This window comes from Micromonospora sp. NPDC049044, assembly GCF_040649215.1.
Lineage (GTDB): Bacteria > Actinomycetota > Actinomycetes > Mycobacteriales > Micromonosporaceae > Micromonospora.
Genome location: NZ_JBEZFA010000017.1, coordinates 67,009 through 86,554, shown reverse-complemented (window position 1 = coordinate 86,554; position 19,546 = coordinate 67,009). Strand labels below are relative to the sequence as shown.

The 19,546-nt window shown below is 71.6% G+C and carries 19 protein-coding genes; 9 read left to right on the top strand and 10 right to left on the bottom strand.

Annotated elements, in window-relative coordinates; all coding sequences use genetic code 11:
- Nucleotides 1-82 precede the first annotated feature (82 nt).
- Complete coding sequence (locus AB0B85_RS16670; protein WP_110563419.1) at nt 83-295, top strand: hypothetical protein; 213 nt, start codon at nt 83-85, stop codon at nt 293-295.
- A 134-nt stretch (nt 296-429) separates the two neighbouring features.
- Nucleotides 430-852: an SRPBCC family protein gene (locus AB0B85_RS16665; RefSeq protein WP_357408049.1), complete on the top strand. Its 423-nt coding sequence runs from the start codon at nt 430-432 to the stop codon at nt 850-852.
- 37 nt (nt 853-889) lie between these two features.
- On the opposite strand, the gene AB0B85_RS16660 is transcribed toward AB0B85_RS16665, so the two are convergent.
- From AB0B85_RS16660 to AB0B85_RS16620, 9 genes are all read right to left on the bottom strand, one after another.
- Nucleotides 890-1,810 carry a DNA-3-methyladenine glycosylase 2 family protein gene (locus tag AB0B85_RS16660; RefSeq protein ID WP_357408047.1) on the bottom strand — a complete coding sequence of 307 codons (921 nt, stop codon included), beginning with the start codon at nt 1,808-1,810 and terminating at the stop codon, nt 890-892.
- Between the two features lie 124 nt (nt 1,811-1,934).
- Nucleotides 1,935-2,582 carry a hypothetical protein gene (locus AB0B85_RS16655; protein ID WP_357408045.1) on the bottom strand — a complete coding sequence of 216 codons (648 nt, stop codon included), beginning with the start codon at nt 2,580-2,582 and terminating at the stop codon, nt 1,935-1,937.
- A 203-nt stretch (nt 2,583-2,785) separates the two neighbouring features.
- Complete coding sequence (locus tag AB0B85_RS16650) at nt 2,786-3,565, bottom strand: zf-HC2 domain-containing protein (protein ID WP_357408043.1); 780 nt, start codon at nt 3,563-3,565, stop codon at nt 2,786-2,788.
- Entirely contained in the window at nt 3,562-4,254 is a 693-nt protein-coding gene (locus tag AB0B85_RS16645; RefSeq protein ID WP_355029379.1) for a sigma-70 family RNA polymerase sigma factor, read from the bottom strand. Before AB0B85_RS16645 ends, AB0B85_RS16650 begins: the two co-directional genes overlap by 4 nt.
- Nucleotides 4,255-4,377: 123 nt before the next feature.
- Nucleotides 4,378-5,235, bottom strand: a complete 858-nt coding sequence (locus AB0B85_RS16640; RefSeq protein WP_357408041.1) for a fused MFS/spermidine synthase — start codon at nt 5,233-5,235, stop codon at nt 4,378-4,380.
- Nucleotides 5,236-5,252: 17 nt separating this feature from the next.
- Entirely contained in the window at nt 5,253-6,212 is a 960-nt protein-coding gene (locus AB0B85_RS16635) for a hypothetical protein (RefSeq protein ID WP_357408039.1), read from the bottom strand.
- Nucleotides 6,209-8,683 carry an SMC family ATPase gene (locus AB0B85_RS16630; protein ID WP_357408037.1) on the bottom strand — a complete coding sequence of 825 codons (2,475 nt, stop codon included), beginning with the start codon at nt 8,681-8,683 and terminating at the stop codon, nt 6,209-6,211. Before AB0B85_RS16630 ends, AB0B85_RS16635 begins: the two co-directional genes overlap by 4 nt.
- Complete coding sequence (locus AB0B85_RS16625) at nt 8,683-9,831, bottom strand: exonuclease SbcCD subunit D (protein WP_357408035.1); 1,149 nt, start codon at nt 9,829-9,831, stop codon at nt 8,683-8,685. Before AB0B85_RS16625 ends, AB0B85_RS16630 begins: the two co-directional genes overlap by 1 nt.
- An 18-nt stretch (nt 9,832-9,849) precedes the next feature.
- The gene (locus AB0B85_RS16620; protein WP_357408033.1) at nt 9,850-11,604 is read right to left on the bottom strand and encodes an ATP-binding protein; all 1,755 of its coding nucleotides are present in this window, start codon (nt 11,602-11,604) and stop codon (nt 9,850-9,852) included.
- 231 nt (nt 11,605-11,835) lie between these two features.
- Here AB0B85_RS16620 and AB0B85_RS16615 point away from each other — a divergent pair, with 231 nt between their 5' ends.
- Together AB0B85_RS16615 and AB0B85_RS16610 are read left to right on the top strand one after the other, a co-directional pair.
- Nucleotides 11,836-12,354, top strand: a complete 519-nt coding sequence (locus AB0B85_RS16615) for a SigE family RNA polymerase sigma factor (protein ID WP_357408031.1) — start codon at nt 11,836-11,838, stop codon at nt 12,352-12,354.
- Entirely contained in the window at nt 12,347-13,096 is a 750-nt protein-coding gene (locus AB0B85_RS16610) for a hypothetical protein (RefSeq protein WP_357408030.1), read from the top strand. Before AB0B85_RS16615 ends, AB0B85_RS16610 begins: the two co-directional genes overlap by 8 nt.
- Before the next feature lie 43 nt (nt 13,097-13,139).
- On the opposite strand, the gene AB0B85_RS16605 is transcribed toward AB0B85_RS16610, so the two are convergent.
- The gene (locus AB0B85_RS16605; protein ID WP_357408028.1) at nt 13,140-13,886 is read right to left on the bottom strand and encodes a pyrimidine reductase family protein; all 747 of its coding nucleotides are present in this window, start codon (nt 13,884-13,886) and stop codon (nt 13,140-13,142) included.
- Nucleotides 13,887-14,036: 150 nt separating this feature from the next.
- On the opposite strand from AB0B85_RS16605, the gene AB0B85_RS16600 reads away from it, so the two are divergent.
- The 5 genes from AB0B85_RS16600 (at nt 14,037) to AB0B85_RS16580 (ending at nt 19,545) form a co-directional block, all read left to right on the top strand.
- Entirely contained in the window at nt 14,037-14,600 is a 564-nt protein-coding gene (locus AB0B85_RS16600) for a plasmid pRiA4b ORF-3 family protein (RefSeq protein WP_357408026.1), read from the top strand.
- Nucleotides 14,601-14,906: 306 nt separating this feature from the next.
- Entirely contained in the window at nt 14,907-16,193 is a 1,287-nt protein-coding gene (locus tag AB0B85_RS16595; protein ID WP_357408024.1) for an extracellular solute-binding protein, read from the top strand.
- A 109-nt stretch (nt 16,194-16,302) separates the two neighbouring features.
- Entirely contained in the window at nt 16,303-17,274 is a 972-nt protein-coding gene (locus tag AB0B85_RS16590) for a sugar ABC transporter permease (RefSeq protein ID WP_357408022.1), read from the top strand.
- A gap of 10 nt (nt 17,275-17,284) precedes the next feature.
- Nucleotides 17,285-18,127: a carbohydrate ABC transporter permease gene (locus tag AB0B85_RS16585; RefSeq protein WP_357408019.1), complete on the top strand. Its 843-nt coding sequence runs from the start codon at nt 17,285-17,287 to the stop codon at nt 18,125-18,127.
- Nucleotides 18,124-19,545, top strand: coding sequence for a GH1 family beta-glucosidase (locus AB0B85_RS16580; RefSeq protein ID WP_357408017.1), 1,422 nt, complete (start codon nt 18,124-18,126; stop codon nt 19,543-19,545). Before AB0B85_RS16585 ends, AB0B85_RS16580 begins: the two co-directional genes overlap by 4 nt.
- Nucleotide 19,546 lies beyond the last annotated feature (1 nt).

Below are 19,546 nucleotides of genomic sequence, written 5' to 3'. Positions count from 1 at the left end.
GCCGGGGCGGCGTGTCCGCCCACGCGCCGCTCGTCCCCACCGGGCGAATCGGACAACCGCAGGTCAGAGCTATTTTCGCCAGGTGTCCGAGTGGGTTTGTGACTGCTGCGGGCGGTGGCGGGTGAGCGTCGAGCTGATCCGGGGCCGCTACCGCTACCGGCTGACCCGCCGTTACCCGCAGCGGTTCGGCGGCGGCCGGAACGTGCTCGGCGAGGTCGGTTCGGTGCCGGAGCTGGAGGAGTTGCTGCGTCGGCGTACCCCGTTGAGTCTTGCCGACCTGCGCGAAGCCGCCTGATCCCCGCCACCGGTAGACCCCGCGGCCCGGCGGAAGGACCGACCACCCGGCGGATTCCGGCGGCACGATCCACCCGGCAGCCTCGTCCACAGGCGTGGCGGGCGCCGGACGGCGCCGCCCGGGGAGGGGACGCGATGCGGTTCGAGGCCGACACGGACATCGCCGCCGAGGCCGAGCAGGTCTGGGCGGTACTTGTCGACGTTCAGCGCTGGCCGGAGTGGACGGCCTCGGTGTCGCGGGCCGAGCGTGGCGAGCCGGGACCGCTCGCCGTCGGTGCCACCGCGCGACTGACCCAGCCGAAGCTGCGGCCAGCGGTGTGGCGGGTCACCGAGCTGACCGAACGGCAGGGGTTCGTCTGGGTCTCCGCCACCCCGGGCGTGCGGACCACGGCTGAGCACCGGCTGCTGCCGCTGCCCGACGGGCGCACCCGCGTCGAGCTGGCCCTGCACCAGTCCGGTCCGCTGGCCGGCCTGATCGGCTGGCTGTACGGCGGGATGCTCCGCCGCTACCTGCGGCTGGAGGCCGACGGGCTCCGGCGTCGGAGCGAGCGGGGCTGACCGCCCTCGGTGCCGACGGGCGGCCCGCCGCCGGAGCTCAGTAGCGGGCGAACGAGCGGATCGGCGCGCGCGGACCGTACTGCGGCGCCCGGATGCCGGCTGCCTCCAGCAGCAGACACACCCGGCCCCGGTGACCTCGGAACGGCTCCAGCAGGGCCACCATCCGGGCGTCGTCGCCCCTCGGTTCGCCGGCGAGCGCCCAGGCGACAGTGTTCGGGATGTGGAAGTCGCCGACGCTCACCGCGTCCGGGTCCCCGTAGGCGATCCGGACCACCTCGGCTGCCGTCCACGGACCGATGCCGGGAATCGTGGTCAGTCGCCGGGTGGCGTCGGCGGCGTCGGCGCTGCGCTCCAACCGGTCGGCGAGCGCGGCGGCCCGACGCAGGGTGTCGGCCCGACGCTGTTCCACGCCGAACGGGTGGAACACCCAGTACGGGGTGGCGGCCACCGCGGCGGCCTCGGGCGACAGCAGCAGCGACGGCAACGGGCCGGGCGCCGGCTCCCGGAAGTGCCGCACTGTCGCCGAGTACGCCCGGTACGCCTCCTTGCCGGTGACCTTCTGCTCGAAGATCGCGCGCAGCAGCCGGGGGAAGACCTGTCCGGTCGTCGGCATCCGCAGCCCACTGTGCTCCCGGGCCAGGCGGGCGACAAGTGGATGTGCCGCGGCCAGCTCGGTGAAACCGGTCAGATCGTCGCGAAGCCCGGCGATCGCGTCGGCGCGGTCCACTACGTGCTCGGCACCCGGCCCGTAGCCCTCCGCGAGCAACTCGCCGCCGACCTGTCGCAGGGCGAGGGTGGCCGGGCCGTCCGGGGTGCGGGTGGCCCACCAGAAGGTGCCGGCGGCGACGCGGGCGCACGGGTCGTACGGACTGAACGTGAGCGCACGCACCGAGGCCGCCAGCCGGTAGCCGACCGGGGGGCGAAACACCCTGGTCGCTGCGGGTCTGGTGGCGGTCACCCACCCACTCTGCCACGCGCCGGGCGGGACGCCGGCACCACCGGTATGCCGACGTCCCGGGTACGGCGGTGGTCGGTCGCGCCCTCCCCGGCGACGACCGACCACCGTGACCTCGTGGTGGAACTCAGTAGGAGTAGCCCGCGCCGCCGGCGTCGTTGGCGCCGCTGTCCGCCGGCGGGGCGACCGCCTTCGGCGTGGAGGTGGGCAGGCAGCTGAGGTTCTTCTTGCCGTCCGGCTGGACCACGAACCAGGTGCCACCAACAGCCTGGCCCTTCCACTGGCCGGGCTTCTTGTCACCGATGTAGCGGTAGACCGGCCAGCCGCCGACGGTGAGCTGACGGGTGCCGTCCTGCCGGGTCACGCTGCTGACCTTGTCGTCGGAGATGCCGCTGAGCTGCGGGTTGCCGTCGGTGAGCGCCGGGGGCCACACCTCGGCGCACTTGTCGACACAGTTCGACGACGGCGGGTCGGCGGTGTCCTTGTCGAAGCGGTACAGGATCCAGCCGTCCTGGTCGGTGACCACCTTGCCCATCCGGGCGACGCTCTTGCCGACAAGCTTCTCGGTCAGGTCGACGTTGGCGGGCGGCGCGTCGGCAGGGGGTGCCTCCGCGGACGCCGACGCCTCGGCTTCAACCGACGCGCTGGGCTCGGCCGCGGCGACGGCGACCGGCTCGGCCGCGCTCGAGTTCGCCCCGTCGTAACCTGCGGGAGCGCAGGCCGTTAGTGCGACCATCGCGCTCGCGACGATGACGGTCCGCTTCATCTGTGCCACGTGCCCTCCTCATTCTTGGCAGTTCACCCATAGGTACGGAACGCGGGCTGTCAAGGTTGAAGTAACAACAGTGGTCAATTTCACTGGAATTGGTTGAACCGATTCCCGTCGGAATGCGTACGCCCTCGATGCGAGACTTCTCCGGCAACGACAGATCGGCGCGGGCCATTGTCACAAGGGCCGGCGCCGATCGGTACGCGCGCTTACAAAGGTAGGGTGACCAGAGGACTCGCCACACCATTGGCGTCCACCGACTGCACCTGAAGCTGCTTGATGTCCTCCACCGGGGCCGACGTCGACGCACTCAGCTCCAGACCCTGCGGGCGGGTGTTGGTGCCGTAACCGCCATCCGGAACCGACCAGCTGGAAATGACCTCGGTGCTGGCGTTCTTCCGCACCACCACCAGCCGACAGACGCGCGGACCGGGCAGCTTCCGCAGGCTGAAATTGATCCGCGTCCCGTACTCCCGCTTCACCAGGAACATGGTGGTCTGCACGCCGGTCGTCGGGTCGGTGGCCTCGACCTGGTCGCCCTCCTCCTCGGTGCCGCCGACACCCGGGCCGCTCGGCGGAGCCGTCGGCCCGCTCGTCGGCGGGTCGACAGGTGCGTTCTGCGTCGGACCGGCGATCGGCGGTGCCGGGTCGCTGTCGGTCACGCTGACGAAGCCGTACCCGCTCAGCCCGCCGAAGACCACCACCGCGGCGGCCGTCGCGAGCAGCTGACGAAACCGGGTACGCCGCCGGTCGGCCCGAACCGCGCCAAGCGTCCGGTTCAGCAACCCCGGGTCGGTCGCCGTCTGCTCGAGCGCCATCATCGTCTCGCCGTCGATGTCGGACAGCAGCCCGACAACCGGCACCATCGTCTCCAACTCGGCCGCGCACGCCCAGCAGGTGGCGAGATGCTCCTCGAACCGCTCAGTGTCCTGCTCGTCGAGCACACCGAGCGCGTACGCCGCGACGTCCATGTGGTCCGGCCGGCTCATTCTGTCACCCCCCGCTCCTGCAGAGCCGTGCGCAACGCGCGCAACGCGTAGTAGACCCTCGACTTGGCAGTGCCCAGTGGCAGCCCCAACTCCTCGGCGGCCTCCGGCACCGTCCGCCCCCGGAAGTACGTCGAGATCAGGATCTCCCGGTGCGACTGACTGAGCGTACGCAGGGCGTCCGCCACCGTCATCGTCCGCAGCACCCGGTCGGTGCTGTCCGCCTCGGCGAACGCGGTGAGATCCCGGTCGTACGTCTCCGGCGGCCGGGCCTCCTGGCTGCGGTGCTCGTCGATGGCGATCCGCCGGGCCACCGTCACCAGCCACGGCCGCAGCGACCCCTGCCCCTGCGTGCCCAGGCGGTGCGCGTTACGCCAGGCCCGCAGCAGCGTCTCCTGGACGATGTCCTCCGCGCGCTGCCGGTCCCCCCCGGTGAGGCGCATGACGAACATCAGCAACGGGCCTGCGTGCTCGGCGTAGAGCTGACGGATCAACTGGTCGGAGTGGCTGGCCTCGGTTGTCGTCGCCTGATGGCGTCCGGGCGCCGGTCGCGGCGTCACCGGACCATTCTGGCGAGACGTCGCGTGCGCGTCGACCCCCCGGGCAGACGACGTCGGCCGAGACGAGGAGCGCGCCGACATCCAGTCCGCGCCGACCACGTCGCCATGCCAACCGGCCGCCACCGCATGCATGCAGACCTCCGGGTTTCCGTAACCATCGCCGACCCACGAAGCGGGCCGCCCGGTGGTACGCAGCAGCGCCCCAAGCGGATCAACAGACGGCGAAAAAGTTCTCCGAAGCTGCCAGGTGAACGGTCAGCGGCGGACGGAGAACAGGCCCGGCGGGGGCGGATCGGAGCCGGTGGCGTCGGCGTCGCGGACCACCTGCGCGCCGCCGGCGAAGCGGTCCAACTCGTCGCCGGCCACCACCCGCCCGGGGAACCAGTCGCCGGCAGCCCGTCGGGTCAGCTCCGGCACCGGCGGGGTGGACCGCCCGGCCACCAGCACCAGGTTTCCGTACCGGCGGCCCCGCAACACCGCGGCGTCGCCGACCAGACAGGCCTGCGGCAGCACCGAGCGGACCGTGGCGACCTGCCCCCGCGCGTGCCGCAGCGGCGGCCCGTCGGCCAGGTTGGCCAGATACCAGCCCGCGGGGCGGAGCACCCGGGCCACCTCCGCCGCGTACTCCACCGAGGTCAGATGAGCCGGGGTACGGGCACCGGCGAACACGTCGGCGACCACCACGTCGTAACTCGCGTCCCGGCTGGCGGACAACACGGCCCGCGCATCCTCCACGCGGACCCGCAGCCGGGCGTCGGACGGCCACGGAAGCGCCCGCCGGACCAGCTCCACAAGCGCACCGTCCACCTCGGCCACCCGCTGGGTGGAACCGGGCCGGGTGCTCGACACGTAGCGGGGCAGGGTCAGGGCCCCGCCGCCCAGATGCAGCACCCGCAACGGCGCACCGGCCGGTGCGATCAGATCCACAGCGGCGGCCAGCCGCCGCACGTACTCGAATTCCAGGTGGGTCGGGTCGGTCAGGTCGACGTGCGACTGCGGCGCGCCGTCCAGCAGTAGCGTCCACGAGCCGGCCCGGTCCGGGTCCGGCACCAGCTCGGCCCGCCCGGTGTCGACCTGCTCGACCACCCGGTCAGCCGCCCGTTTGCGTCCCATCGCGACCAGCGCCCGTTCTACCGGGCCGCACGGGCCGCGGCGGTCAACGCGCGGTGCAGCAGCCGGGAATCGCCGAGCAGGGCCCGCAGCCGACGCTCCAGGCCGGCGATCGGGATCAGATTCTGCGGCGCCCGCGGGTCCTTGTACGGGGTGGACGCGAAGCGGGGCAGGGTGACAAGCGACAGGTCGGCCAGCTCGATCGCCGCCTCGACGGGCAGATCGGCCGAACACTCCACCCGGACGATGCCCGCCCACGGGGCGCCGACCGCCACCGGCAACCGCAAATACCACGACCAACCACCCCAGGCGGTGCCCAGCCGGAACACCGGCGACCGCTCACCCGACTTCATACCGGTCACCACAGCGGTAAGCCGGGCATCCAGATATTGGCTGTGCTGGGTCTTGATGTAGCCGAGGGTGCGCGGCAACTGCCGGCGACTGCGCAACGGGCCGTCCACCACAAGCAGGTCGCCGTCGACCCGGGCGGCGTCGGACACCGCCACCTCGAGCGCGGTCAGCGGGCCCTGCACGGCGGCCGGCAGCTTCGCCAGCTCACCGGTGCCACCCACCCGGTGCACCGGGTAACGGATCGCGCCGGCCACCACGTCCTGCGCCGACGGGCTCGCCGTGAACAGACCCCGACCGACCCGGGTGCCGGCCAACTGCGCGGCACCCCGACCCAGGTCGCACCGGACCACACCGGCCGCGTACGAGGCGGCCAGCCCGGGAAACGACAGACCGTCGGTCTCCGCAGTCCAGATGCTCGCGTCGATCCGGCGAACCCCGTCCACGAGCAGCACCACGTCGGGCGCCCGCACCTGGGGGCGTACCCCGATCGCCCGCCAGTCCACCGCGGGCAACTCCACATCCGCGTCGACCTGCGCGCTACTCGGTGCGGCCGGCCCGGCCGCCGACGCCTCGAACGACGCCCCGTACGCGGGATCCCACGAGTCGACGAAGAACGCCGCGTCGCTCACCGGCCCGTCCGCTCCACCCGCGCCGAGCGGGCGTCCTTGCGCACCTCGAAGCGGACCGGGATCCGTTCGGCGAGCGCCGGCACGTGGGTGACCACACCGACCATCCGGTCGCCCCGGGCGGCCAGGTTTTCCAAGGTCGCGGCGACCGTGTCCAGGGTCGCCGCGTCCAGCGTGCCGAACCCCTCGTCCAGGACGATCGACTCCAGGCTCGCCGCCGTTGTCGACATCCCGGCCAACTGCTCGGAGAGCGCCAGCGCCAACGCCAGCGACGCCTGGAACGTCTCACCACCGGAGAGGGTGCGCACGCCCCGGCGCAGACCCGCGTCGTGGTGGTCGACAACGGCGAACTCGCCCTTGTCGTGTACCAGCTCGTACTGGCCGGAGGAGAGCTCCCGCAGGATCCCCGACGCGCCGTCGACGAGCAGGTCCAACGCCTCGGCCAGCAACCACCGTTCGAAGTTGTTGGCCCGCAGGTGCCCGGCGAGCGCGCGGGCCACCTGCGCCTCCCGCTCGTGCCCGGCCCGCTGCTCGCGCAACGTGCCGGCCTGCTCCCGGCGCTCCCGCAGCCGGCGGCGCTCGGCGTCGGCCCGCTCCACCGCCACCGTCGCCGCGTGCACCGGATCGTCGCCGACCGGTACGTCGGCGTCGGCGAAGATGCCGGCGATGCGCCGCTGCACCGCGTCGGCCACCGACTCGGCCTCGGCGACAGCGACCGCCCGGCTCGCCCGATCGGCGCGGCGACGATCCGCCTCGGTGGTCACCCAACCGGTCAACGCCGCCCACGCGGCGGCCACGTCGTCCCGGTCTGTGCCCGGTGGGCCGAACCGGGCCAACCCGTCCCGGGCCGTGTCGAAGGCCCGCCACGCCGCCCGCAGCCGCTCCTCGGCGGCATCCACCCCGGAGCGGGCCTGGCGCGCGGCCTCCCGGCCGGCCCGCACCGCGGTCGCCGCCTCCTCCAGAGCCCGCCGCAACCGGGCGTGCTCGGCCAACTCCCGACGCAACACGGCCGGCTCCGCCGCGCCGGCGAGCTGGCCGTCCAACTCGGCCAGTCGGGCCTCCACCTGCTCCTGGCGGGCCCGCGCCTGCACCAGCAGCCGTTCCAGCTCACGCGCCGCCGTGTCCCGCTGCTGCACCGTCGCCTGCGCGGCCTTTGTCGCGGCCCGCGCCGCCTTACCCGCCGCCGTCGCCGCTGCCACCGCCGAATCGGCAGGCACCGCCGGGACCCGCTGCACCGGCTGCTCACACACCGGGCAGGCCGCGCCGGCGTGCAGGTGCACCCGCAGACCGACCGCCAGGTCGGTGGCCTTCGCCTCCTCGTGCGCCCGGAAGGCCGCCTCCAGCTCGGCCTCGGCCCGCTCGGCCGCCGCGCGGGCCGTGACCAGCGCGGCCACCGCCGTGGCGTGCTCGTCGTCCGCCGCGCGCACCGCGGCGCGGACCGTCTCGGCCTCGCCGGACAACCGATCCCGATCGTCGTACGCCCGCAACAGCAGCCGCACCGCGCTCTCGTCGCCAGCACCGGCCAGCTCGCCGCGAAGCTTCTCCTCCCGCTCCTCGGCCAACGACACAGCGGCCGCCGCCGCCTCGGCGTCGGCCCGTGCCGCGGTGACCGCGCGGGCCACCTCGGCCACCCCGGCGGGAGCGCGCACCCCGGCCAGGACCGCCAACTCGTCGTCGAGCGCGGTGAGCGCCGCCGCCGCCTCCCGGGCCGCGGCGCGGGCCGCCGCCAGCTCCGGCACCGCGACGGCCACAGTGCCGGCCAGCTCGGCCATCCGGTCGACCCGCGCGTCGGCCTCGGCCAACGCCTCGTCGTCCACCCCGGTCAGCCCGGCGAGCACCTGGTCGACCGCCTCCAACCGGGCCTCCGCCTGCGCGGCGCGCGCCGTCGCCTTCTTCTGCACATCCTCGTAGACCCCGAGGCCGAGCAGGTTGACCAGGATCTGCTGCCGGGTCGCCGGCTTGGCGTGCAGGAAATCGGCGAACTGCCCCTGCGGCAGCACCACGCAGCTGGTGAACTGCTCGTACGGCAGGCCCACCGCCTCCAGCACCGCCTGCTCCATCTCGGCGGGGGTGCCGGCGACCACCTCGCCGAGGTCGTCCGGGCTCAACCCGGTGTCCAGCTTGGTCACGTCGAAGCCGGCCGGCATCAGCTGCAACCCGGCGTTGGCGGTCTTGACGTTGCCCCGGCCGTCCCGGCGGACCACCCGGGTGGCGACATAGCGGGCCCCACCGGACTCGAAGACCAACCGCACCCGGGCCTCGGTCGCCGACGGCGCGAGCGCGTTCGCCAACCCTCGCGGGCCACCCCAGCGGGGCACCATGCCGTAGAGGGCGAAGCAGATGGCGTCGAGCACAGTGGACTTGCCCGAGCCGGTCGGGCCGATCAGGGCGAAGAAGTCGGCGTCGGTGAAGTCGACAGTGGTGTCGTCCCGGAAGACAGTGAACCCGGCCATGTCCAACCGCATCGGACGCATCAGTGCTCGACCTCCTCGAAGAGCTCGTCGAAGAGCTCCCGGACGCCCTCGTCGGCGTGCCCCCGGCTGTCCAGGTAGTCGGCGAACAACTCCCGGGGCGAACGCCCCGAGCGCTGCGCGATGCGGGCACCGCTGCCCGGTGCCGCCAACAGCTCCGGGTCGATCCGGATCTCCAGGGCCCGGGGCAGCAGCTCCTGGACCTCCTCGCGCAGACCGGCGCGGGGTTGCTCCCGCACGTACACCCGCAGCCACGCGTCCGGTGCCTCGATCTCGGCGAGCTGGGCCAGGGTGCCCCGCACCGTGCGCAACGCGCTCGCCGCCGTCACCGGCACCTCCCGCACCCGCGCGGCGGTGCTCGCCGTCACCTCGACGATCGTCACCGAGGGGACGTTCTCCTGCTCACCGAAGTCGACAGCGAGCGGACTGCCGCTGTAGCGCACCGGGCAGGGACCGATGACCCGCTGCGCCCGGTGCAGGTGACCCAGCGCCACGTAGTGCGCGGTGGCCGGGAAGACGGTGGCCGGAACCGCGTAGCCCAAGACGGTGTGCGCGTCCCGCTCACCGCCACCGGTGGTCGCGCCGGTCACCGTCAGGTGCGCGGTGACCAGGTGCACCCGGTCCGGCTCGGTGAAACCCTCGGTGAGTCGCCCCAGCACCCGGCCCAGGTGGTCGGCGTACGTCTGGTTGGTCTCCGCGGCGGTCAGGTCGTACATCTCCACGGCGCGCACCGCGTACCGCTGGGACAGGAACGGCAACGCGGCCAGCTGCCACCGCTCACCGCCGGCGGTGGTGCCGTCGATCACGTGTTCGTCCGGATCGTCCCGCACCCCACCGCGCAGCGTGATGCCGGCGGCATCGGCCCACGGACGCAGCGCGTCAAGCGCGGGGCCGTTGTCGTGGTTGCCGCCGATGGCCACCACGTCCGCGCCGATGCGGCGCAGCGCGGTCAACGCCCGGGTGACCAGGCGGGTCGCCTCCGAGCTGGGCGCGGCGGTGTCGTAGAGGTCACCGGCGACGATCACCAGATCCGGCTGCTCGGCACGGGCGATGTCGATCACCCCGGCCAGCACGGCCTTGTGCTCGTCGGCCCGCGACTGCCCCTTGAGCACCTTTCCCACATGCCAGTCGGAGGTGTGCAGAATCTTCATGGCTGTGCCGGCCCCTACCTAGAACGGGATGTCGTCGTCGGTGCTGCCGCCGCCGGAGCCCACCACGGCGAACGGATCGGCGGACTGGGTGATCGAACGCAGCGTCTCCGATGGTGCCCGGCCCGCCTCGGAGACCCGGGTGGCCCAGGCCGGGAACGGGAACTCCAGGCACAGCGGCACCGGAATGTCCGGCTGGTTGACGAACATCGTGCCCGGTTTGGCGAGCAGCGCCCGCTGCCGCTGGGCGGGTGGGAGGAAGCCGTACTCCGGGCGGGACGCCTCGGCCGGGTCGAGCCGGCCCACCACCCGGATCGCCGAGTTGGTGACGATCCGCCGCTCCACCTCGCTCGCCGTCTGCTGCGCGCCGATCAGGATCACCCCGAGCGAGCGGCCCCGCTCGGCGATGTCGAGCAGCACCTCCTTGATCGGCGAGGAGCCCTCCCGGGGGGCGTACTTGTTGAGCTCGTCGAGGACGACGAAGAGCAGCGGCTTGGCGGTGCCGGACTTCTCCTTGCGCTCGAACTCGCTCTTCAGCGTCACACCGACCACGAACCGCTGCGCGCGATCGGGAAGGTTGTGCAGGTCGACCACCGTCACCTGCGCCGACTCGCTGGTGTTGATCGAGTGTGGGCGGCGGGTGGCCAGGTCGCCACGGATCAGCCGGGCCAGGTCCTTCTTGCTGCCGATCAACCGTCGGGCGAACGCGTTGACGGTGCCCAGACCCACCGCGCTGCCCGCCCAGTCGGAGCGGGTCTCGTCGTCGTTGAGCTGGTCGACGATGTGGTCGACCAGGTCGCCGTAGGAGCCGAGCCGCACGCCGTCGATGCTCACCCCACCGTCGGCCGGCTGGGCGTAGCGGGCCAGGTGCGCGGCCACCGAGTGGACCACCATCGTGTACTGCTGACGCTCGTCGTCGGCGTCGGCGAAGACGTACGGCAGCAGACGGTCGGCGCAGAACTCGTCGAGCGTCCAGTAGAACGAGTCCACCCCGGTGAGCCGGCTGCTCACGTCCGGCGTGCCGGCCGCGTCACCGACCCGGGGCGGGGCGTACACCCGCACGTCGGGGAACGCGCCGGCACTCAACCCGAGCTTCGCGTACGCCGCGCGGGTGGGCTCGTCCAGGCGGGTGTTCGGGTGGTCGAGGAAGAGCAGGTCCTCGCCCTTGACGTTGAAGATCAGCGCCTTGGCGTTCACCGCGTCGCCGCCGAGCACTCCGGAGCGGAAGACCGAGTAGAGCAGGAACGTCGCGAAGCTGGTCTTGGTGGCCACCCCCGAGATGCCGGAGATGGAGACGTGCGCGCCCCGGCTGCCGTCGAGGAAGTCGGCGTTGAGATAGACCGGGACGCCGTCGCGACCCATCCCCATCGGGATGCGCCGCTCCATCCGGTCGAAGTGCAGCGCCCGCGCCCGGGCGTCGCCCTCGGCCCGGTGCACCACCGCGCCCGGGGTCGGCGGCACGTACAACTCCGGATCGACCCGGGTGGTGGTGACCTCGGCCGCCTCCTGCACCATCGCGGGCAGTGTGCCGTCGGCGATGGCGAACACGTCGGAGTCGAACTGGGCGCCCTCGTGCCGGGCGCGGACCTGGGTGACCACGCCGGCGATCGTCACCGGCTCCCGGTCGGGCAGCTCGCGCCGGGTGACCACCACGTCGTCGAGCTGGAGATAACTGCCGGGCGCCACTGCCGTCCAGAACTGCAACGGTGTGGCGTCGGCGGTGCCCAGCACCCGCCCGACCGCCTCGCCAGGGCTGTCGAGGTCGGCGTCGGTCATCGGGCGACTCGGGTCGCTCGGGCAGCGTGGTCGGGAAGCATGACGTGCATCCTGCCCGAGGAGTACGACAGGTCGCCACGCGACGCGGCGGACGACACCCTGCGTCGGCGCACTCGGGACGCTCGGTGTGCGACCGAGCGCACGCGGTAGCCGGTCGGGTTGCGGGGATCCGCCGCCCGCCGGGACTCAACCTCCCGGTCGGCGGGCGCGTTATTCAGGTATGGAGCACCAATGAATGACGACTTCGGCACCTTCGTCGCGACGAGCGGCCCTCGCCTGCTCCGCTTCGCTGTGCTGATCACCGGTCAGCGGGCCGATGCCGAGGATCTGTTGCAGGAGGTGTTGGAGCAGGCGTACCCCCGCTGGCACGCGGTCCGACAACGGCAGCCGGAAGCCTATCTGCGCCGGGCCATGACCAACCGGCTGGTCAGCCGGTGGCGTTCACCGTGGAGCCGACGCCGGGTCGCGCACCTGCCGGACGCGGCGGCCCGGCGGGACGAGATGGCCCGGGTCGACGACCGGGAGGTGCTCCTGGCGGCGTTGCGGGAGCTTCCGCCACGGATGCGGGCGGTGGTGGTGTTGCGGTACTGGCTCGGCCTGTCCGAGGCGGAGGCGGCCGCCGAGTTGGACTGCTCCGCGGGCTCGGTGAAGAGCCAGGCCTCCCGTGGTCTGCACCGCCTGCGGGTCCGACTGGAAGCTGCCGGTGTCACCCCACTCGACCTCGACCTCCCGGAGCACAACCATGCGTGATCACGACCTGGCTCAGCTGCTCGACCGGGCTGTCGCGTCCGTCGAACTGCCCTCGGGTCTCGCCCGCCGTGTCGTCGCCGGCAGCCGGGCGCGTCGACGCCGGCACCTGCTGTTGTCCGGTGCTGCCGCGGCCACGGTGCTCGCTGCCGGGGCACTGCTGCTCCCGCAACTGGACCCGCTCGGTCGCGATGGCGGCAGCGCCGTCGGGGGCAACGAGCCCAGCGCGGCTGCCGACGTCCCGGCCGGGATCACCGGACCCGACGGTCGAGCGGTGACACCGGCGCAGGTGGTCGCCGTCGGCCGGGCCGGGACGGAGACGCTCGTCCTTGTCGAACGAGATCCGCGCGCCGAGGAGCGGGCGATCGGGGGACAGGCGGTCGAGGTGTGGATCGCCCCGGACGAGGGCCGTCCACGCCGGGCGGCCGACTACCTCTCGTACGACCTGGCGTGCATCGACGGCGACGCGGTCTGCGCTGCCGTCCGAGCCACCGGCAGCGGGCTGGGCGTGGCAGTGGCCCGGCGCTCCGGCGGCCGGCTCTACGTGCTGGTCCAGGCGCCGCCGGGGCGTACCGTCGAGGTCGTGGCCGACGGCGTGCCGCACCCGCTCGGCCCGGCCCCGCGCGGCGCGGTGGTGGAGGTGGTCGCCGCCGATCCGTACGACGGGGTGCAGGTGTGGGTGGGCACCGCGGACGGCGGGCGCTACCGGATACCGTGGGCACCCGGCGCGGTGCTCAGCGACTGAGCCCCGACCCGCGCGCCACAGCCGGACGCTCGGCGGATAGCTCTCAGCGGCGGGCGTGGCGGAGCAGGAGGACACCGTCCTCGGCGGCCAGCACGTGCCGCAGCGGCAACTGGCGGGGCGGGGCGGCGTCGCCGGCGGTGATCCGGCCGGGGCCGGGGCCGGCGAGCAGTGGCGCGATGGTCAGGCACAGCTCGTCGACCAGGTCGGCGGCGGTGAGCGCGCCGAACAGGTGCGGGCCGCCCTCGCAGAGCAGTTGGGTGAGCCCGCGTCGGTGCAGTTCGGCGAGGCCGGCGGCCAGGTCGACCCGGTCGGTGCCGCAGCGCAGCAGGTCGGCCACGTCGGTCAGGCCGGGTGGTGGCTCGGCGTCGGCGTGGGTGAGCACGATCGGCCGGGTCGGTGCGTCGGCGAAGGCGGCCTGCGCCGGATCCAGGTCGAGCGAGCCGGAGACGACCACGAGCGTGGGGTATTCGACCAGGCCGCAGTCGCGACGCCAGGCGCGGCGGCGTTCGTTCAGGCGGACCGCCCGGTAGTCCTCGTGGCGAAGTGTGCCGGCGGCCACCACAAGCGCGTCACAGACCATCCGGAGTACGCCGAACACCCGCTTGTCCGGCTCGCCGGAGAGCCCGGCCGAGTAGCCGTCCACGGTGACCGCGCCGTCCAGGCTGCTGACGAAGTTGACACGCAGTCGGGGTTCGTCCGCGCGGCCGTAGAGGGCGGTGAGCGCGGTGTCGTCGAGCGGCTGGGTCGACGGCTCGGGCCAGAGCCGCCGGATCGGAATTCCGACGGTCATTCGCCGGCCGGACCGGTGACGGGCGGGGTCGGTTCGGCGGTACGGTGCTGGCAGTCGCACCAGTTCCGGCCCGGGCAGTCGTCGTGTCGCCGGGCCCGGCACGCTCGGCAGATCATGCTCGCAGCCTAAGCCGCGGGAGGACAGGACAGCATGCCGCGTCAGATCTTCCAGCTGAAGATGTCCCTCGCCGGCGTCCGTCCGGCGGTGTGGCGGCAGGTGCTCGTGCCGGCCGGCTACACGCTCGACCGGCTGCACCGGGTGGTGCAGCACGCCATGGGTTGGCGGGACTGTCGCCTGCACTCGTTCGAGATCGACGCCGTGCAGTACGGCGAGCCCGACCCGGACGGCGAGTTGGCGGTGCACGACGAGCTGGACGTTCGGCTGGACGCGGTCCTCGGCAAGGGCAGCCGGTTCTCCTACACCTACGACTTCGGCGACTGGTGGGAGCACGACCTGGTCGTGGAGGACGCGGTGACAGCGGATCCCGACGAGCGGTATCCGGTCTGCCTGGACGGCGAACGGGCCTGCCCACCGGAGGGTGTCGGCGGGCCGTCGGGCTACCAGGCACTCCTTGTCGCGTTGGCGGACGAGGGCGACCCGGCCGGCCCGGTAGATCCCCGGCAGGCGGCGCTGCGCGACTGGGTGGGCGACACCTTCGACCCGTCCCGCTTCGACCCCGACCGCGCCACCACCCTGCTGCGCCGCTTTTCCTAGCCCACCATTCGGGGTTGTCTCCCAGAATCGCGGCGGCAGCGCGATTCCGGACCGGAATCTGTTGATCACCGATGGTGTGCGGCGGGGGGCGGCGGGGTGGCCATTTGTGGTAGAGAATCCGGGCTAGCTGGGCGGTAACGATCTGGGAACGCTCCCAACGTCCTATTGACACCCCCGTTACCTGTCGGCAATCTCATGGGAGCGCTCCCGGAGGTGGCATCGGTCACTCACTCACCCTGGCGTGGCGCGATGAGCACACCCCCCACCACACACATCAGCCTCACCACCGAAAAGAGGGGTCAGCGAATGAGTGTCACCACGCGGCGTACCCGCCTGGCGGTCGCTGCCCTGGCCGCGATCACCGCGGTCAGCGGTCTCGCAGCCTGTGGCAACGACGACGACAAGCCGGCGGCCGGCGAGAAGCCGGCCAAGCTGGTCGTCGACACGTTCGGCGAGTTCGGTTACGAAGAGCTCGTCAAGCAGTACGAGAAGGACACCGGCATCAAGGTCGAGCTGCGCAAGACCGCGCAGCTCGCCGAGTACCGGCCGAAGCTGGTCCGCTACCTGGCCACCGGCAAGGGTGCGGCGGACGTTACCGCCCTGGAAGAGGGCATCCTCAACGAGTTCAAGACCAACCCGCGCAACTGGACCGACCTCAACCCGCTGATCGCGGACCACTCCAAGGAGTACCTGCCCTGGAAGTGGGAGTTGGGCAAGTCGCAGGACGGCCGGCTGGTCGGCCTGCCGACCGACGTCGGCAGCCTCGCCGTCTGCTACCGCAAGGACCTGTTCCAGGCCGCCGGCCTGCCCACCGAGCGCGACCAGGTGTCGGCGCTCTGGCCGGACTGGAAGGGCTTCCACGACGCCGGTCTGAAGTACAAGCAGGCCACCGGCAAGGCGTTCGTCGACTCGATCACCGCCGTCTCCAACGGCGTCATGTTCCAGGGCAGCGGTGATCTGTTCTACGACAAGGAGAACAACATCATCGCGGACACCAGCCCCGCGGTGAAGAACGCCTGGGAGACCGCCACCTCGATGGCGGACATCTCCGCCAAGGCGCAGACCTGGTCGCCGGAGTGGTCGGGCGGCTTCAAGCAGGGCACCTTCGCGGCGACCTTCTGCCCGTCCTGGATGCTCGGCATCGTCTCGGAGAACTCTGGCCCGGCCAACAAGGGCAAGTGGGATGTCGCGGCCGTGCCGGGTGGCGGCGGTAACTGGGGCGGCTCGTGGCTCGCGGTTCCGGAGCAGAGCAAGTACCCGAAGGAGGCGGCGAAGCTCGCCGAGTACCTGACCAACGCCAAGAGCCAGGTGGAGGCCTTCAAGGCCAAGGGCCCGCTGCCCACCAACCTGGAGGCGCTGAAGAACGAGGCGTTCACCGGCTACACCAACGAGTACTTCAGCGGTGCGCCGACCGGCAAGATCTTCGGTGAGAGCGTTGCCAAGATCCAGCCGACCCACCTGGGCCCGAAGCACCAGGCGATCAAGGAGAACGCGCTCGAGCCGGCCCTGCGGGCGTTCGAGAACGGGCGGGCCGACAAGGCGAAGGCCTGGGAGCAGTTCACGAAGGACGCAAAGACTCAGGGTGCCTTCTGAGTGATTCCCTGCCGGTGGCGTTCGGGGGTTCCCGGACGCCACCGGCCGGTCCCCTCCGCGTAGCGCCCTGCGCGAGGGCCCCCGGGCCTCGCCGGAAAAGGAAATTCGCATGAGCCTGTCGGCCACGACGGCACCGCCGTCGCCAGCAGCACCGCCTTCTCCCGACGTCTCTTCCCGACGTAGCCGGGCAAGGCTATTCAACCGCCTCGATGTCAAGTACTCGCCGTACCTCTACATCGCCCCGTTCTTCGTGATCTTCGGCGTGTTCGGGCTGTACCCGATGGCGCGTACCGCCTGGATGTCGCTGCACGACTGGGACATGATCGGCGACCACTCGTTCATCGGCTTCGACAACTACACCCGGCTGTTCTCCGACGAGTACTTCTGGAACGCGCTGGTCAACACGTTCGGCATCTTCGCCCTGTCGACCATCCCGCAGTTGCTGCTCGCCCTGTTCCTGGCGAACCTGCTCAACCGGACCCTCCTGCGCGGTAAGACCTTCTTCCGGATGGCCATCTTCATGCCGAACGTGGTGTCGGTGGCCGCGGTCGCGATCGTCTTCGGAATGCTGTTCCAGCGGGAGTTCGGTCTGTTCAACTGGCTGCTCAGCCTGGTCGGTGTCGACCCGGTCGACTGGGACGGGCAGCGGTGGAGTTCCTGGTTCGCCATCTCCACGATGGTCAACTGGCGGTGGACCGGGTACAACACCCTGATCCTGCTCGCCGGCATGCAGGCCATTCCGAAGGACCTCTACGAGGCCGCGGCGATCGACGGCGCCAGCCAGTGGCGGCAGTTCTGGCAGATCACCCTGCCGATGCTCAAGCCCACCTTCGTCTTCGTGGTCATCCTGTCCACGATCGGCGGGATGCAGCTCTTCACCGAGCCCCTGCTCTTCGGCAACGGCAGCATCATCGGCGGCAACCAGCGGGAGTTCCAGACGCTTGCCATGTACATGTACGAGATGGGCATCTCGAACCTCAGCACCGCTGGCTACGGAGCCGCGGTCGCCTGGGCGATCTTCATGATCATCATCGTGGTGTCGCTGTTCAACTTCCTACTCGTCCGCCGCTCGGCGAAGTGAGGAGAGATCGATGATCTCGGCTTCCCAGCGCCTGTGGCGCACCAGCCCGCTGACCTACGTGGCGCTCGTCCTCGCGGCACTGCTCTCGATCTACCCGTTCTATTACATGATCGTGATCGGCACCCGCAGCCTGGACAACATCAACGACGTGCCGCCGCCGCTGACGCCCGGCGGGGCGTTCGGTGACAACTTCGGGCGGGTGCTCGACAACGACGCCGCGAACTTCCTCACCGGCATGCTGAACTCGATCATCGTCTCCTCGGTGGTCACCCTGTCGGTGGTGCTCACCGGCTCGCTGGCCGGGTTCGCCTTCGCCAAACTGCGGTTCCGGGGCAGCAACGTCCTGCTGCTGGCGATCATCGTCACCATGATGATCCCGACCCAGCTGGGGCTCATCCCGCTCTGGGGCATGATGCAGAATCTGGGGTGGTACGACACCCTCTACGCGGTCACCGTGCCGTTCCTGGTCACCGCCTTCGGCGTGTTCATGATGCGGCAGTACGCCAGCCAGGCGATCTCCGACGAGCTGATCGAGGCCGGTCGGGTCGACGGGGCCAGCACGTTCCGGATCTACTGGAACATCGTGCTGCCCGCGCTGCGCCCCGCCGCCGGCGTTCTCGGTCTGCTGACCTTCATGGAGACCTGGAACTCGTTCCTCTGGCCGTACGCCATCCTCACCCCGGAGAACCCGACCCTGCAGGTCTCGCTCTCCTTCCTCTCGTACGCCTACTACACCGACTATTCCCAGGTGTTCGCCGCCACGGCGATCGGGACCATCCCCCTGGTGATCGTTTTCCTCGTGTTCGGCCGCCAGATCATCGGCGGGATCATGGAAGGTGCCGTCAAGTCGTGAGCAACCCCGCCAGCCCACCCGCCGTCGACGTCCTCGACGAGCGCCCCGGGCTGACCTTCCCACCCGGATTCCTGTGGGGGGCCGCGACCGCGGCGTACCAGATCGAGGGGGCAGCGGCCGAAGACGGCCGGACCCCGTCGATCTGGGACACCTTCAGCCACACCGACGGTCGGGTCGTCGCCGGGCACACCGGCGACGTCGCCTGCGACCACTACCACCGGCTCGGTGGCGACGTCGCGCTGATGGCCGAGCTGGGCCTGAAGTCGTACCGTTTCTCGGTCTCCTGGTCCCGGGTGCAGCCCGGCGGCACCGGCGCGGCCAACCCGCAGGGGTTGGACTTCTACCGGCGCCTGGTCGACGAGCTGCTGGCCAACGGCATCGAGCCGTGGCTGACCCTCTACCACTGGGACCTGCCGCAGCCGCTCGAGGACGCCGGCGGTTGGCCGGCCCGGGACACCGCTGCCCGCTTCGCCGACTACACCACCCTGGTGGCCGACGCGCTCGGTGACCGGGTGCGCTACTGGACCACGCTGAACGAGCCGTGGTGCTCGGCGTTCCTCGGCTACGGCGCCGGTGTGCACGCCCCCGGCCGCACCGACGGTGCGGACGCGGTTCGTGCCGGGCACCACCTGATGCTCGGTCACGGCCTGGCCGTGCAGGCGTTGCGGGCCTCCCGGCCGACCGCCGAGGTGGGCGTGACGGTCAACCTCTACCCGGTCGACCCGGCCAGCGACGCCCCGGCTGACGTGGACGCCGCCCGGCGGATCGACGGGTTGGCCAACCGGTTCTTCCTCGACCCGCTGCTGCGCGGGTCGTACCCGGAGGATCTGGTGGCCGACCTCGCTACGGTGACCGATTTCAGCCACGTGCAGGACGGCGACCTGGCTACCATCGCCACGCCGCTGGACCTGGTCGGGGTCAACTACTACAGCCGGCACGTGGTCGCCGCGGCGACCGAGGACGCGCCGGCCGACCCGGCTCCCTCGTGCTGGCCGGGCAGCGAGGACGTCCGGTTCGTCACCCGTGGCGTCCCGGTGACCGACATGGGCTGGGAGATCGACGCCCCGGGCCTGACCGAGACGCTGCGTCGGGTGCACGAGTACACCGACCTGCCGTTGTACGTCACCGAGAACGGGTCCGCGTTCGTCGACTCGGTGGTCGACGGGCAGGTCGACGACGTCGACCGGCTGGCCTTCTTCGACGCCCACCTGCGCGCCGCGCACGACGCGATCAACGCCGGAGTGCCCCTACGGGGATACTTTGCCTGGTCGTTGATGGATAATTTCGAATGGGCCTGGGGTTACACCAAGCGGTTCGGCATGATCCACGTCGACTACGACAGCCAGATCCGCATCCCCAAGTCCAGCGCCAAGTGGTACGCCTCGGTGATCCGGCGCAACGGTCTGGCCGCACAATAGG

What these genes read in the sequence shown, in the direction of transcription:
- AB0B85_RS16665 (WP_357408049.1), top strand. Translation starts at nt 430, where the DNA reads ATGCGGTTCGAGGCCGACACGGACATCGCCGCCGAGGCCGAGCAGGTC.
- AB0B85_RS16650 (WP_357408043.1), bottom strand. Translation starts at nt 3,565, where the DNA reads ATGAGCCGGCCGGACCACATGGACGTCGCGGCGTACGCGCTCGGTGTG.
- AB0B85_RS16645 (WP_355029379.1), bottom strand. Translation starts at nt 4,254, where the DNA reads ATGCATGCGGTGGCGGCCGGTTGGCATGGCGACGTGGTCGGCGCGGAC.
- AB0B85_RS16640 (WP_357408041.1), bottom strand. Translation starts at nt 5,235, where the DNA reads ATGGGACGCAAACGGGCGGCTGACCGGGTGGTCGAGCAGGTCGACACC.
- AB0B85_RS16630 (WP_357408037.1), bottom strand. Translation starts at nt 8,683, where the DNA reads ATGCGTCCGATGCGGTTGGACATGGCCGGGTTCACTGTCTTCCGGGAC.
- AB0B85_RS16625 (WP_357408035.1), bottom strand. Translation starts at nt 9,831, where the DNA reads ATGAAGATTCTGCACACCTCCGACTGGCATGTGGGAAAGGTGCTCAAG.
- AB0B85_RS16620 (WP_357408033.1), bottom strand. Translation starts at nt 11,604, where the DNA reads ATGACCGACGCCGACCTCGACAGCCCTGGCGAGGCGGTCGGGCGGGTG.
- AB0B85_RS16615 (WP_357408031.1), top strand. Translation starts at nt 11,836, where the DNA reads ATGAATGACGACTTCGGCACCTTCGTCGCGACGAGCGGCCCTCGCCTG.
- AB0B85_RS16610 (WP_357408030.1), top strand. Translation starts at nt 12,347, where the DNA reads ATGCGTGATCACGACCTGGCTCAGCTGCTCGACCGGGCTGTCGCGTCC.
- AB0B85_RS16605 (WP_357408028.1), bottom strand. Translation starts at nt 13,886, where the DNA reads ATGACCGTCGGAATTCCGATCCGGCGGCTCTGGCCCGAGCCGTCGACC.
- AB0B85_RS16600 (WP_357408026.1), top strand. Translation starts at nt 14,037, where the DNA reads ATGCCGCGTCAGATCTTCCAGCTGAAGATGTCCCTCGCCGGCGTCCGT.
- AB0B85_RS16595 (WP_357408024.1), top strand. Translation starts at nt 14,907, where the DNA reads ATGAGTGTCACCACGCGGCGTACCCGCCTGGCGGTCGCTGCCCTGGCC.
- AB0B85_RS16590 (WP_357408022.1), top strand. Translation starts at nt 16,303, where the DNA reads ATGAGCCTGTCGGCCACGACGGCACCGCCGTCGCCAGCAGCACCGCCT.
- AB0B85_RS16585 (WP_357408019.1), top strand. Translation starts at nt 17,285, where the DNA reads ATGATCTCGGCTTCCCAGCGCCTGTGGCGCACCAGCCCGCTGACCTAC.